The organism is Bacteroidia bacterium (assembly GCA_041391665.1).
Taxonomy (GTDB): domain Bacteria; phylum Bacteroidota; class Bacteroidia; order J057; family J057; genus JAGQVA01.
This window is the reverse complement of sequence record JAWKNO010000001.1, coordinates 389,179-404,821: the sequence shown is the minus strand read 5'-3', so window position 1 is coordinate 404,821 and position 15,643 is coordinate 389,179. Positions and strand designations below refer to the sequence as shown.

Genomic DNA, 15,643 nt, shown 5'->3' with positions numbered 1-15,643 from the left:
GGGTAGTTACTGGTTGTACTTGATTAATTTTTTCACCACGGATTGCCCGTTTACGCCAATTTTCAGATAATAGATTCCATTACTTTGCTCCGAAATATCCAGAACCAGTTTGTCATTCTGATAATCATTTTTCTTAAGCGAAAGTACTTGTTTACCTAGCTGGTCATATATACCTATTTCAGCTTCATACCTGCGGTTTAGCTCAAGGTCAACATTAAATGCGCCTGATCCCGGGTTTGGGTAAACTGCGATTCTGCCAAATGAGTAAACATCGTCTTCTATGCCTACACTATATGGATAGCTACCGGTTACATGAATGGTTTTTGCCACTGCGTCAGAACAAAGGCCCGCGCTCGTTGAAGAAAGCCCTACCTGATAGTCGCCCGGGGCAAAATAGTTGTGGGAAGGATTTGCCTCTGTACTGGTAGCACCGTCGCCAAAACTCCACAGATAAGTTGCTGCACCGGTGCTCGTATTGGTAAACTTCACAGATGACGCATCAGAGATATCTACTGTGGTATCGCTGGCCGTAAATCCGGCAACCACACTTCCATTTGACACAGTTGCGAATGTAAATGCGCGGCCACAAGGGCTTTCATACTCGACCTCCCAGTCGTAGAAGTGATGGTAGAGCGAATTGTTGGAACCTTTGATGGAGATGATTCCGTTGTAGTCAAACGGAAAACTGTAACCCGATGCACTGGAATATAGGTTTCCGTTTGCCCCTCCCAGGCCCAGTTGGTAGTCTTCTCCTGCTGCTATGGGGAAGTTCAGTTCAACTCTTTGTTCTCCAGCGACCAAAGGTATAATCCGGCTTCCAAGTGTTGAGCCATTGGCACTTCTCAGAAGGAAAGTTCTCGTTCCTGCAGCGCCTGCATATACTTTTACAGACTTGAGTAATACGGGATACCTGACATCAAAAATGAGATAGTTGGTAATAGGCTGTACAAAAAAGCCTGCACCCAGGTCTTTGTTTGCCATTCCCAGTTCGAAGGCCGTAACTGCTGCCACATAGTAGCTTTTGTTACCGGTAAGGGGTGGAGTAATAAAGTTAGGGCCTTCACCCACTGCGGTGGTGGCGTTTGGGGATTCATACCATTTGAAGGTAACATCACTGGCGGGAGAAGTTACCGTAAGCATCCCTTCAGAGCCATTGCAAACATTGATCGGATTGGAAACGGGCGTTTCATCGCCCAGGAGAGCAAACGAACCCGAAGCCATATTATCGACAAAAACCGGGTCGTTGCCACCATCCACTTTTGTAATTTCTACATCAATCAGATAATATCCTTTGGAAAGAATAACCATCGGCAACTGAAGAGTCTGAGTCTGTCCGGGATTGAGGTTTCCTGTCCAGTTGTAGGTTCCGGAAGCGCCGTTGGAAATTTCATAAGATATTTCGAGAGAGGTGAACGCGGTTTTGCCTGTATTTCGGACAACAATCTCAGGAACCACAGCAGAATCACAAACGCCATCTCCCTGCTGCTCTACTGACACCAGCATCGCATCTTTGTCGAGGGAAGGCTGAACGGGCGTGTTTCCCTGGCTTATCAGATAGTTATATGCAGCAACCACGTCAATCAGACCATTTCCATATTGATTATCTTCACCGGCAGGTCCAAGGTCAACGGCACTATAGTAGAGCGCCAGTTTGATTTGTTCACCGGTAAGGGTGGGGAAAGCTTCCTTCAGCAGGAGAAATGCACCGGAAGTCATGGGCGAAGCCATAGAGGTACCTTCATACTGAGCATATCCTCCGATAACGGAAGATCTTACATTCACACCAGGCGCCACCACTTCGGGTTTAATGAGCAGAGAGCCTGTACCGCCGCAAATAGAAGGGCCCTGGGAGGAAAAAGATGCCCGGGGGAGATTAGGATTATGACCATTGATCGCACCCACGGCAAAAGCATTCACCAGCGTATAGTTGGAATAACCGGGAGAAGAAAGCGAGGATGGCCCCAGTTCTCCCAGATTTCCGGCAGAGGTAACCACAGCAATACCAGCCGCTTCCAACGCATTGACCGCAGTCTGGGTAGCACCAGTACAAAGAGCGGGATTCATCGTTGAGGCGGTATCTCCTCCCCATGAGTTGTTGATGACATCAGGGCGGTCGTTAATGGTCGCTGCGTTTCCATCGGGGTTGATAGCCCATTGCATGGCCGTAATTGTACTGGCAGCACTGGTACATGAAGGTGCATCCTGAATCGCGGCTGCGCCCATCCATGTGGCGTTGAAGGCGACGCCGATGGTGTCGTGCGTAATGCGGTCAAGGCCGACAGCAATTCCTGTTACGTGAGAGCCGTGGCTGGAAGTCGTACAATCTTCCGGCTCAGGTTTTGAAGAAACCGCATACCATGCCTGACTGTGCGGTACAAAGTTTCCCCAATAATTGTATTTCAGCGCCGGGTGATTGCCTTCGACGCCCGTATCTATGACAAGAATTTTTCTTCCGGCACCGGTATAACCCATCGCCCACATGGCGGGAGCGTTGATGACGTCGTGTCCGTTTTCATGTCCACCTACCGAATTGCCAGGGCGTGCAGGAGACATTTTCATATTTTTCATTTCTTCCACCTGCGGAGGGATAACCAGTTCCAGCTGGCCTACATCCGCGCGCTGGCTCAAGTCTCTGACAGCAGCGGCATTAACTTCAGCATAAATGAGATTGGTGATCCAGAATGACTCTATGCTGTTTTGCTCTACATTTGCTGATGCGCGGAGAAAATTTAGCAAAGGTTGCTGTGTGGAAGCAGCTTTTGCCTGAAGGGAATTGATAACAATAACAGAGCGATCCTCGAGTGAGGTCTTCAGTTTATTAAAATTCTCATTCATCTCAATCATATCCAATCTATCTTCCAAAAGGATATACACCGGATAAAATGCCGTTGGATCTTGCTCCATGGCTGAAATAAGAGAATAAGTTACCTTATCTGCATTCAGTTCTGCCTGGGAAAACAGGCCCGAAGATATAAACAGAAAGACAAAAAGTAAGAGTAAAGAGTTACGTTTCATATGATAGGGATTTGACCAAAACCTTAAAACTACAACTTTTAAGTCAGATATATACGAGTAAACGAGGACTGATTTTACAACCAATTTACATACAACTCAACTATAGGATACCCTATTCAAAAACCGGGAAGGGAATTGTTACAATCGGGCAATCTTAATCAGCTTTTTAACTATTGTCTGATCCAGAGTTCTTATTTTAAGGTAATATATTCCGCTACTGTAGCCTGATATATCCAGCAATAAATGGTTCCTCTGGTATTCGTTTTTTTCAAGGAAAGTTATCTTTTTTCCAACCTGGTCAAAGATTTCGATTTCAGCCTCATGCTTCCGGTTCAGATCCAGTACCAGATTATAAAGGCCCGTTCCCGGGTTAGGGTAAATTGAAACCTTTCCAAATTCCTCAATATCTTCTTCAATTCCCACATTGTAGGGGTAAACACCTGTTACATGGATATTCATGGCTACTGCATCCGAGCACGAATCGCTACTGATTGCAGCAAGGCCGACCTGATAAAATCCTGCAGTGTAATAGTGGTGTGACGGATTTACCTGCGTACTGGTAGTGCCGTCGCCAAAACTCCACAGATAACGGGCAGCACCGGTACTTGTATTGGTAAAATGAACCTGGGCTGCATTGGAAATATCTATTACGGTATCACTGGAAGTAAATCCGGCAGTGGCACTTCCATTTGAAACGATGGTCTGAACACGCGTTCTGCCACACGGGCTTTTATATTCCAATTCCCAATCATAGAAATAATTGTATAGTCCATTATTTGATCCTGTGATACTGATCATTCCTCTGAAATCCATAGGAAAAGTAAATCCACTTGTATTGGCATGCAAAAAGGCAAGTGAGCCATCTAGTTCCATTCTATAACCCTTCCCGGGAGCAAGAGAAATGTTCAGGTCAATACGTTCCCCTCCGGAAATTTGAGGAGTAACCGAGACGGTTTTGCTTCCAATAACGGTGCCGGAGGAGTTTTTCACCTGAATAGTTCTGGTACCCGCAACACTGGCGTAAACTTTAACCGAATTCAGCAAAACCGGATAGTTCACATCAAAGGTAAGATAGTTTGTGGTCTGCGGTAAAAAAGTACCGGATCCTACATCTTTGTTTTCCAGTCCGAGGTTAAATTCAGTTACCGCACCAACATAATAGTCTCTGTTTACTGTTAGCAGAATGGTCATAAAATTAGGCCCTTCACCCAATACATTAGCAGAACCCTGGGTGTCGTACCATTTTAAAATTACATCAGGAGATGGTGAGGAAGCTGTGAGCAGGCCTTTTGATGCATAACAAATATTGACAGGAGAAGGTGAAATAGGCTTTTCGTCTCCCAGCAGGGCAAACGAACAGGCATTCAGGTTGCCAAATATCAAACGATCTTTAATACCATCCACCTTGGAAATAACATATTTAATAGAATAGTACCCTTTTTCAAGGCTGAGCATGGGCATTTGAATAGTCTGAGAAAGGCCGGGAGCAAGACTCCCTGTCCATGTATAGGTACCGGAAGTGCCATTGGAAATTTGATAGGCAATTTCAAGCGTTGTAAAAGTGGTTCTACCGCTATTCCTGATTACCAACTCCGGGACAGCAACTGAATCGCATAATCCTTGTCCATTCGGTTCGGCAGACAACAACATAGCATCTTTGTCAAGTGCCGGAGTTGCAGGGGTATTTCCCTGGGAAATCAGGTAGTTATAGGCTCCCATTACATCAACTACCCCCATACCAAACTTGTTATCCTCTCCTGGCGGCCCCAGGTCAGAAGCTCCGTAATAAAGACCAAGCTTGATTTGCTCTCCGGTCAGGGAGGGAAAAGCTTCTTTCAGAAGCAAAAATGCCCCGGAAGCCAAAGGCGCTGACATAGAAGTTCCACTAACTACTATATAGCCAAAAGAAGTTGAAGTTCGAATATTTACACCCGGAGCCACAACTTCAGGTTTAATCAACAGCGAACCTGTATCTCCGCAAATGGAAGGCCCCTGAGAGGAAAATGATGCCAGTGGCAGATTGGGATTATTTCCGTCAATCGCACCTACAGCAAATGCGTCCACCAGTGAAAAATTAGCATAGGCAGGAAAGATAATGGAAGGTGGATTCGACACGCCCTCGTTTCCCGCTCCGGCAATTACTCCAATTCCCGCTGCTTCCAGTGAATTTATTATTAAAGGTATAGTTGCATAACAATATAAAGGATCGGCAATAACACTTACAGATCCCCATGAGTCGTTTATCACATCCGGGCGGTCATCTATAGTAGCTGGATTTCCATCCGGATCCATGGCCCACTGGAATACATTGACCACATTGACCACATTATTACAATCATCATGAGAAATTGCCATGGCCCCCATCCAGGTTGAATTATACGCAACTCCGATTGTATCATGGGTAACCCGGTCCAACCCGACGGCTATTCCGGCTACATTTGTGCCATGATCAATAGTAAAACAATCCGCTGGTTCAGGTACAGAGGCCGGGGCATACCAGGTCTGACTCCCGGGCACAAAATTACCATGATAATTGTCTTTCAGTGCGGGATGCTGTCCATCAACTCCAGAATCAATCACCAGAATCTTTCGCCCGGCTCCGCTATAACCCAAAGCCCACATTTCAGGGGCATGGATGACATTGTGTCCCGGCTCATGACCACCGACAGAGCCTGCAGGCCTGGCCGGAACCTTTTTCCTGTTTGAGGTTGTCTCCACACGGGGAGGAACTACCAGTTCAATTTGACCTACATCTTCGCGTTGTCCTAGCTGGTGGACAGCCTCTCCCCTTATTTCCGCATAAATCACATTGGTGATCCAGAAAGACTGAACACTCTCTTTTACTACACCTTCCGATCTGCCCAGCCAATTGAGCAACGGGCCCTGAGTTGCAGCAGCTTTGGACTTTAGTGCATTAATTGCAATCACGGAGCGATCTTCCAGAGAAGTGTTTTGTTTGTTGAACGCATTATTCATGGCTACCATATCCAGGTGGTCTTCCAGCAGGATATACACCGGGTGAAAGTCATCAGGTCTTTCGGCAATGGCAGCAATAAGTGCCGGGTCTGTTTTATCCGGATGAAAGGATACCTGGGAAAAAAGGTCGGATTGCACCAACAGAAAAACCAGTAAAAATATGCTCTCTTTCATAAAAACGGGGATTTACTGAGAGCCTAAAGCTACAATTTTTATATGGTATAAAAAGACACAAAAAGGTGTGACCAATTTTAGAGGTCAGTCTATAAACTTAAAGAATCTGTCAAAAGGTAAGAGCGAGTCGGAAACAGAAGCTCACACCGCCCGGGCAGGTACAGGCATTACGGTTCCGCAATTCTTGCAGGTGCGAAGTTCTTCGGATTCGTAAAACTTAGCAAAAATGCCCTGCATCTGGGTCATGATATTTTCAAGCGGAAAATATTCTTCAAACAACTTATGGTTGCAGTTTTGGCAAAACCACAGCAACCCGTCGGTATGGGAACTGTCTCTTTTTCGCTCAATGACCAGCCCGATACTGCCTGCCGGGCGGCGGGGAGAATGCGGTACTTTGGGTGGCAAAAGAAAAATCTCACCTTCTTTTATCGGAATATCTACCGGATGCCCGTCTTCCTGGATTTTCAGTACCATTTCCCCTTCGAGCATATAAAAAAACTCTTCGGTTTCATTGAAGTGATAATCGGTGCGGGAATTTGGCCCTCCAACAACCATAATGATAAAATCATCGGTTTCATCATACACTACTTTGTTGCCTACTGGCGGCTTGAGAAGGTGCCGGTTATCTTCAATCCATTTATGGAAATTTAGTACGGGATATTTTGCCATGGGTATTGATGTAATAATACGTTGAATACAGGTTTTACCAATTGGAGGAAAATTTATTAATTATAATCACAATAGTCAAAGTTCTCTGCGAATAAGGCTGTGCGGAATAATCTTGACGATAGGCGAAGAGGCCCGACAATCTGCCTTTGCATGGCCCAATTCTTGCTCACAAACAATATAACAACAATCTACATTCTGAATGGTAAAATTCAACTTTGGTATTAAATGGAACTGTTATTAGATGTAATCGTTTGTGTCTTTTGGGGCACATTTTTCCTGGCCACCCTTCTCGGAGTAATGAACGAATACAGATCCAACCAAACCCCCGAATCAAACCACACCAATGAAAGACCGTCTCTGGCAGACGATGACCCTGTATTTCTTGTAGGGCCATAAAGGATTATTTACTCATCCGTGAAGTGTCTTTTCCGTTTTGGAAGGGAAAACTTTTCTGCGTTAAACTGACTGGAGTTTCCTTTCGGTATGGATAATGATGCCCATTTTTCACCGCAGATCATTTTCCCGATGAAGACCATCTGCCCGATATGGTAGGGATAATGCGCCAGTTGCCGGTTGATCGCTTCTGTGACCGTATGTCCCTGATTTCTGATGTAAATGAGTTTGTCCAGATCTTCTTCGGTCAAGCTGTTTAGGGTGGAAAAAAGACAATCCCAGCCTTCATTCCACTTTTCCATTAATTCTGCCCGGGTTTGAATATCATTTTCAAATTCGGCATCTCTTTCCCGCCATGTTTTCTCACCATCAGTCGTGAGAAAATCTGTCCAGCGTGAAAGCATATTGCCCCACAGATGTTTTACGATGGTAGCGACACTGTTGCTTTCCGCATTGTACTGCCAGAAAAGTCCTTCATCAGGCAATTGGGAAAAGGTCTTTTCCCCGAGCATTTTATAATACTCAAACTGTTTTTTTGTGCTTGTCAAATAATCAGTTCTCATCATTATTTTATTATTCTTTTCCTAAAGCAAAGTTTGTAGCATAAAGGTACAGGATAGTTATTTTTGGGGAAGTGCTAGTTTTATCTGCATATTTAATCCACAAAAATCTATAACTACCTATTCCTCATGAACAATAATACTAATTCTACTCCCGCACCCGAAAAAAATCATCCAAGGCGAGATTTTTTGAAAAAAGCAAGTCTTGGCGGGCTTTCTCTCGGGATGCTCACTTTTGCACCGATTGAAGAAGCTGTCGCGTATTCTACGCAAAAAGTTTCCAGATTATCATCGCCTTCCGACCTGAAAATTACGGATATGCGCTACTGCGTAGTATCCAATGGCGGCGGCTATTGCCCGATTATCCGCATTGATACCAATCAGGGGATTACCGGATGGGGCGAGGTTCGCGACGGTGCAACCTGGCGTTATGCCATGTTTCTAAAAAGTCGTCTCCTCGGCAAAAATCCCTGTAATGTAGAACTACTGTTTAAGACCATCAAACAGTTTGGCTTCCACGGAAGACAGGGCGGTGGCGTCTGCGGCGTCGAGATGGCTCTTTGGGACATTACCGGCAAAGCATTTGGTGTACCTGTGTATCAACTTCTTGGGGGTAAATATCGCGACAAAGTCAGGCTATATGCTGATACGCCAAGAGTAGACGATAAAGCCCAGTTTGCTGCAACAATGAAAGACCGGGTGGAAAACAAAGGCTATACCTTCCTGAAAATGGACTTTGGAATTGAGTTTCTGAAAGGTATTCCCGGTACGGTCGTAAACTCCAATTTCTGGGATATTGGCCGGCAATGGGAAAATACGCCCATGACATATGGCGGTACAGAACACCCTTTCACAGGAATTCAGATTACAGACAAAGGTCTTGAAATCATTTGTGAATATATCGCCGGTGTACGCGATGCCGTAGGATACGATGTTCCGCTGGCCTCTGACCACTACGGTCACTTCGGGGTAAATGACTGTATCCGGCTGGCAAAAGCTGTTGAGCCTTATCGCCTCGCATGGCTGGAAGACCTTATCCCGTGGAAATTCACAGATATGTGGAAGGAAATCACCATGTCAACCACCGTTCCTACCATTACGGGAGAAGATATTTATCTTAAGGAAGAATTTATCAAACTGATCGACCACCGCGCAGTGGATATGATTCACCCCGACCTCGCAACTTCCGGCGGTATTCTCGAAACGAAACGAATCGGTGATTATGCAGAAGAAAGAGGCGTACCGATGGCCATGCACTTTGCAGGTTCTCCCATTTCTTTTATGGCCAATGTACATTGTGCCGCAGCTACACAAAACTTTGTAGCACTGGAGCATCACTCCGTGGATGTGCCCTGGTGGAATGATCTGGTTACAGCAAAACATACCCTCATCGAAAAAGGATTTGCAATTGTGCCTGATACCCCCGGACTAGGTGTAGAGCTGAATGAAGAAGTAGCAAAAGAACACCTTCGCGAGAAAGAATTTTTCCAGCCTTCCAAAGAATGGGATGAAATCCGTTCATGGGACAGGCTTTGGAGTTAATTTTTTTTAGCATATTTGATATTATCCGCAGCGATTACCTTTGGGTTTTCGCTGCGAATTTTTCCTGAAACTACTACGAACATGCAGCAGACACCTGATTTTCTGATATTCCTCGGCAGATTTCACCCATTGGTTGTCCACCTTCCCATCGGACTGCTATTGATTGCTTTTGTGCTGGAGATCCTCAGTCGCCGGAAAAAATATGAGGCTTTTAAAGAATCTGTTTCATTTATTCTGCTCATGGGAGCAATCAGTGCGGTGCTCTCTGTGATTTTAGGACTGATGCTGGCGCAGGGCGGCGGGTATAACGAAACCACCCTGGGACTGCATAAATGGATGGGTATAGGTGTGGCCGTATTTTCGGTACTTTCCTGGCTCATCAAAACACGTCCGGGCTTGCTGAATGGAGCACTGAATAAAGCCTACCTTCCGCTTTTTGCAATCAGTTCGCTGATGCTGTTGCTGGGCGGGCATTTTGGCGGATCGCTTACCCACGGGTCAGATTACCTGGTACAGTATGCCCCGCCTATTGTCAGGACAATGGCCGGTCTTCCCGCGGAGCGGGAGGAAGAAGAGCTCAAACCTATTGAAAATATTGCCGAAGCCAAGGTATTTGCAGACATCATTCACCCGATGGTGAAGGCCCGCTGCCAAAGCTGTCACAATGAAGACAAGATGAAAGGCGACCTTCGCCTCGACACACAGGAAATGTGGCTCGAAGGCGGAGAAGACGGCCCTTTATTTGTCGCGGGAAAATCTGACGAAAGTGAAATCTATAAAAGAATCACCCTTCCCGAAGATCACGACGATCATATGCCGCCAGATGGAAAGCGCCCGCTGACCAAAGATCAGATCGAAATGATCCGCTGGTGGATTGATTCGGGAGCGCCTTTTGATAAAACCGTTGCAGAGCTGACTGTCCCGGAAAATATTCAGCCCCTTCTCGCCAAACTTGGACCCGGAGGAGATATTTCAGAAAAACCCACCGGAATTTTTGCGCTTTCTGTTCCGCCCGCAAATGAAGAGGCTATGCAAAATCTTCAACAGGAAGGTGCGCTGGTGATGGCGATTGCGCAGGACATTAACTTTCTGCAGGTGCAGATCAAACGGGACAGTACCCCTTTTGGAAATGAAGAAATGCAACTTCTGCTTCCGCTTGCCGGCCAGATTACCTGGCTCGATTTGCGGTATGCGTCTCCCGACGACTATTCGGTTTTGGCTCAATTGAAAAATCTGAGCAGACTACACCTGGAGCAAACGGCGGTGAAAGATGAAGACCTGGTTCATATTTCCAAACTTGAACATCTGGAATACCTGAACCTGTATGGAACCGAAATTACCAATGAAGGCTTAAAACATCTGGAACAACTTACCAACCTGAAATCACTCTATCTCTGGCAGACAAAAGTAGATAAGTCAGCGGTTGACGCGCTGATAGCGAAAATTCCGGGGCTGAAAGTGGATATGGGGCTTGAGTTGCAGGCAGGACTCAGGACTTCAGTTGAAGGCCTTTCTCCTGCTCGTTGATAAAATTTTCAACCAATGTAATCACGTCCGGAGAAGGTTCATTGTGCGTAAGACGCTTTAACTGAAGCGATTCTATCATCGATCGGAGGGCCGCATCGAGGGTCATTTCCCTCAGGTATTTTTTATATCTCTCCAGAATCCAGAACTCCAGTGTCTGCTCAATCCAGTCCATGAACTTTTGCGGGAAAAATGCAGAAAAAAAGCCGAATGCATGTCCCATAAGATAAAAACTGCGCGCATACCATGCAGGGCTAATTCCTCGTTTTCTCAATAGATCATGTAGAAATGCCGTGTGCCTTGACTTTCTTTCACGCAGATAACGGACCTTATCCTCATTTATACCAAACTGCCGGTACCAGCCCAGCCGCATGTTTTCACGGGCGTGAAGATCTCGTATAAAAAATTCGGTTCGCTTTTTGATGTCTATTGGTGCAGGCATATCGTCATTTCTGTCCTTTTATCTATTTAAACTTCTAATTTATACTGAAAGTTTAAAAAAATAAATACTACAGACAAAAATACTCTTGTTTCTGACCATTTGGTAAGAAATGTATTAATTTTGATTCCCGCGATTGTCGCGTCCACGCTTAGCCACAAACCTCTTGCCCATGAAACTTCATGAACCGGTTTATTCCCGCCTTTTTTGTCGCACAACTTTAATGTTTCTTTTTGTTGTCGCTTTTTCCTTCACCCTAAAGGCCCAGTCGCCTGATTATACCGCTTTCTTTGATGAGGCTTACAGTAAATACCCCGATATTCCCCGTGGTGTATTGGAGGCTGTCGCCTATACCAACACGCGAATGAACCACGTCCGCCCGACAGAGGAAAGTTGTCAGGGTTTGCCCGAATATTATGGGGTGATGGGGCTGGTAGCAGACGGAAAAGGTTATTTCAACAATACCCTTACCCGCGTATCTGAGTTGTCCGGCTTTTCGGAAAGAGATATTATAGAGAGTCCGCGAATCAATATTCTTGCATACGCGGCTGCTTATGCAGCTGTACAGCAAAACAAGCGATTGCAGCGCACCTCCGTCGAATCGCATGAACCTGTACTGGCAGAACTCAGCGAAATTCCGTTTGACAATTCGCCCACCCAATCTTTTGCCTTCGACCAGCAATTTTACTCTGTGCTGAAAGAAATGGAGTCTCCGCATTCGGATACACAACACAGACTCAGCCGCCGGATAGACTTCCAAAAGGTATTTGGTGCTGAAAACTATCGTGTACTCAGCGCACCTTCCATCAGAATTTCCAATGAAAGGGTTAGTGGTTCCGATGGGGCCGTTTATACCGCGCCGGGTGCCCGTACAGCTGATTGTACCGCTTCCCGCGACAAAGCCAATTATAACGGTGCGATATGGAACGCCGCGGATTCTAAAAATTACGGCTCCCGCGAAGGGGAAAAAATCCAGTATGTAACGATTCATACTGTACAGGGATCTTATGCCAGTGCTATTGCATGGTTCAGAAATCCTGCGGCACGGGTTTCCACACACTATATCGTTCGGGCTTCCGACGGTCAGATTACTCAGATGGTATGCGAGGAGGACCGGGCATTTCATGTCAAAACCGACAATTCAACGTCTATCGGCATCGAACATGAAGGGTTTATTGACGACGGCGGTGCCTGGTACACCAATGAGATGTATGAAAGTTCGGCGGCCCTGGTAAGGGATATCTGTCAGCGAAACGGCATCAATATGCTTCAGACTTTCGGTGGTCCGCCTACTAAAGGTGTCCGTACCCTGACCAATACGTGCTATAAAGTCAAAGGGCATCAACATTTCAGAGACAATAACCATGTGGATCCGGGACCCTTCTGGGACTGGGATCGATATTACCGGCTCATCAATCCAGAGCCAGCGCCCGTAACTTTTACTGATAAGAAGGGGGATATTTACGATACTGGTGGAGCAAATGGTAACTATGGAGATCAGGACAGAATCACCTACCTGATCAAACCGAAGGATGCCACAACTGTATCTGTCAGTTTTCGCCATTTTGATCTGGAAGGAACACCGGAAAAGCCCTATGACTATATTGATATTTTTGACGGGGAAAATATCAACGGAAAATACATCGGCAGATTTACCGGAAATAAACTCCCACCAGCATTTACGGCACTGAGTGGTGCAGTTTTTATGGAATTCCGTTCAGACTGCCAGGTAAATAAAACCGGCTGGCAGATTTCCTACCAATCCGGAAAAAAGGATGCTGACTGTACAAATCCGACAGGGCTTACCGCCAGCAATATATTCCCCATGGGAGTTACCCTTGGATGGGATGGCGGAGCAGACGAATACCTCGTGTATCTCAGCCGCAAACTGGAGGATAAATGGGCGCTTTACAAAACCAGCAGCAACAGTATTACAGTAACCGGAATCAGCGCCAACGGATTGTATCAGTGGCAGGTACAATCTGTGTGCGGGAAAGATACATCGGCCATGATCGGCGAAAGTTTTACTACTCCCAATATTGGCAGGGAGGGTACCCCGCAGACCTATACCGTAAGGCTTAACCGCGGCAGATTTTATGACTCCGGCGGCTCATTTTCCGGATATGCCAATGGAGAAAATTATATGTACAGAATCATTCCCCCGGACGGTGGTAAGGTTCAATTGAAGTTTTCAAGCTTTGAAACAGAAGCCGGACTCGACGAACTCGTAGTCTATGACGGCCCGGGCGTAAATTCTCCTGAAATCGGAAGGTATTCAGGCAATACCCTGCCACCGACCATTACCTCTTCAGGCAATGCACTTACCCTTCTATTTACCTCCGACAACCGCACCAATGCACCGGGGTGGCTGGCTTCGTGGAACAGCATCGGCGGAGACAACAGCGGCACAACCGCCGGAACCGGCAACACAGGTAACTCCGGTAATACAGGCAACACGGGAAATACAGGCAATTCCGGGAATACCGGGAATAATGGAAATACGGGTAACACCGGAAATACAGGCAACACAAATCCGCCCCTCCCGGCAGATGACGGCACCTTTGAGACTGATATCAAATATCATATCAGCACACCCGAAACAGCCCCGATTCTCAACGCTTCCTACAATTCTGATTTCACCTTAAAATTTGATGACAAAGACAGAAGCGGAAGAGGACTGGTCAATCAGTTTTATAATATCGCCTATCAGACCAGTTCGGGGTTCCACACCAATACCAACCTCGGATTTTTCTACGACGATTTTAACGGAGGTTTTGACAGCCACTGGAAATCTGTTGCCGGTAACTGGCAGGTGGTGAATGGGCGATTAACCCAAACCAACGTCTCCCTTGGCAATACCAACCTATACGCCGATCTCAAACAGACCAATAAAGACACCTACGTTTACCACTGGAAAGCGAAGATGACGGGTGCGTCCGAAAACCGGCGGTCGGGCATTCATTTTTTCTGTAGCAAACCCGAAAACCCTGACAGAGGCACGTCTTACTTTGTGTGGATCAGGGATACGGAGGACAAAGATTACGTGGAAATCTACAAAACAGTCAATGATCAGTTTGACCGTAAAATGATGAAAGAAATTTCGCTTGAGACCAGCAAGGTATATGACTATAAAGTCATTTATAACCCGGTCAAGGGCAGAATTGAAGTCTATATCGACAACAACTATATCGGTGCCTGGGTAGATCCCTATCCGCTTTTCGCTGGAAATGCGATCTCCCTTCGCAGTGCAAACTGTATTGTCACCTATGACGATATACAGGTCTATAAACAGCGCGACAAATCTGTGCCTGTAAAAGTTGGCAATGGAGCCAATGACGATCTGCCTGCAAATGGAGGATTTATCGTCAACTCTTTGGTTGTGGATCGCAACATACGCTGGTCAAGAGTGGGCACCGGCAGTTCCCGCATTGGCAACGGGCCTGCCACCGGCGAGACTCCGACCAATAGCGGAGATGAAAGTGGAACAAATTCCGGTGGAACCTCATCCTCAGGCTCGTCTTCGGCGAACGGCGATTTCACCTATTCACCCGTAATTCCTACAGGCGGACAAACCTTTTATCTCCCCTCCGACTATGACGGAAGGATCTGGGACGCAAACAGATCATTGGGATTTTTGCTGGATGAATTTCCCGGTACGGGCCCTCATCCCGACTGGAAAAAACTCAACGGCGCATGGCAGGTAAAAGATGGCGCGTTGCGGCAAATGGATGAAGACGCCACCAACTCCAATATTTACATTTCGCTCAGCCAGCAAAACAATACAGCCTATCTATATCATTGGCGAACAAAAATCGAATCACTTGGTGAAAACCGGCGGTTTGGCCTGCATTTTTTCTGTAGTGATGCGACGAAGAGCAATCGCGGCGATTCTTATTTTGTGTGGTTCCGGAATAATGAAACCCAGCCCGATAAAGTGGAAATTTACAGGGTAGATGAAAATAGCTTTCCTTCGTTCCGGAAGGCCTCATTTATCACCCTTACTCCCAATGAGTGGTACGACTGTAAAGTGCTGTTTGACCCCACAACCGGGAAAATAGATGTATGGCTCAACAACCAAAACGTCTTGTCGTGGCAGGATGACCGCACACCACACCGGGCGGGAAATGCCATTTCATTACGTACGGGCAATTCGAAGGTGCAATTTGACGACCTGCGGGTGTATCAACTGAGTCCGGGCCGCAATATACGGGTGACCGTAGGCCAGGCAGAAAATGATATGTTGCGCTTCAAGAGCAGCGGCGGGCGACCAGCGGGAAAAATCTACACGCTTCCGATGGAAAGCAGCGGGCGCTGGGGAGAGGTAAAGGCAGAGGATATTGTGGTGAAATAA

The 15,643-nt window shown here is 46.4% G+C and carries 9 protein-coding genes; 4 read left to right on the top strand and 5 right to left on the bottom strand.

Annotation, left to right across the window (positions count from 1 at the left end; translation table 11 throughout):
- Positions 1–6: 6 nt before the first annotated feature.
- From R3D00_01610 to R3D00_01600, 3 genes are all read right to left on the bottom strand, one after another.
- The gene (locus tag R3D00_01610; GenBank protein ID MEZ4771846.1) at positions 7–3,015 is read right to left on the bottom strand and encodes a S8 family serine peptidase; all 3,009 of its coding nucleotides are present in this window, start codon (positions 3,013–3,015) and stop codon (positions 7–9) included.
- A 138-nt stretch (positions 3,016–3,153) separates the two neighbouring features.
- Positions 3,154–6,165 (bottom strand): S8 family serine peptidase, encoded by a 3,012-nt coding sequence (locus R3D00_01605; GenBank protein MEZ4771845.1) that lies wholly within the window; start codon positions 6,163–6,165, stop codon positions 3,154–3,156.
- 141 nt (positions 6,166–6,306) lie between these two features.
- A complete protein-coding gene (locus R3D00_01600; protein ID MEZ4771844.1) occupies positions 6,307–6,834 on the bottom strand; it encodes a 3-hydroxyanthranilate 3,4-dioxygenase in 528 nt (175 codons plus the stop codon).
- A gap of 225 nt (positions 6,835–7,059) precedes the next feature.
- On the opposite strand from R3D00_01600, the gene R3D00_01595 reads away from it, so the two are divergent.
- Positions 7,060–7,230: a hypothetical protein gene (locus R3D00_01595; GenBank protein MEZ4771843.1), complete on the top strand. Its 171-nt coding sequence runs from the start codon at positions 7,060–7,062 to the stop codon at positions 7,228–7,230.
- Positions 7,231–7,238: 8 nt separating this feature from the next.
- Here R3D00_01595 and R3D00_01590 read toward each other — a convergent pair whose 3' ends face one another.
- Positions 7,239–7,790 (bottom strand): DUF1572 domain-containing protein, encoded by a 552-nt coding sequence (locus tag R3D00_01590; protein ID MEZ4771842.1) that lies wholly within the window; start codon positions 7,788–7,790, stop codon positions 7,239–7,241.
- Between the two features lie 126 nt (positions 7,791–7,916).
- On the opposite strand from R3D00_01590, the gene R3D00_01585 reads away from it, so the two are divergent.
- The gene (locus R3D00_01585; protein ID MEZ4771841.1) at positions 7,917–9,329 is read left to right on the top strand and encodes a mandelate racemase/muconate lactonizing enzyme family protein; all 1,413 of its coding nucleotides are present in this window, start codon (positions 7,917–7,919) and stop codon (positions 9,327–9,329) included.
- 81 nt (positions 9,330–9,410) lie between these two features.
- Entirely contained in the window at positions 9,411–10,856 is a 1,446-nt protein-coding gene (locus R3D00_01580) for a c-type cytochrome domain-containing protein (GenBank protein ID MEZ4771840.1), read from the top strand.
- On the opposite strand, the gene R3D00_01575 is transcribed toward R3D00_01580, so the two are convergent.
- Positions 10,819–11,295, bottom strand: a complete 477-nt coding sequence (locus tag R3D00_01575; protein MEZ4771839.1) for a demethoxyubiquinone hydroxylase family protein — start codon at positions 11,293–11,295, stop codon at positions 10,819–10,821. The two genes, R3D00_01580 and R3D00_01575, sit on opposite strands and share 38 nt — an antisense overlap.
- 169 nt (positions 11,296–11,464) lie before the next feature.
- Here R3D00_01575 and R3D00_01570 point away from each other — a divergent pair, with 169 nt between their 5' ends.
- Positions 11,465–15,643 (top strand): CUB domain-containing protein, encoded by a 4,179-nt coding sequence (locus R3D00_01570; protein MEZ4771838.1) that lies wholly within the window; start codon positions 11,465–11,467, stop codon positions 15,641–15,643.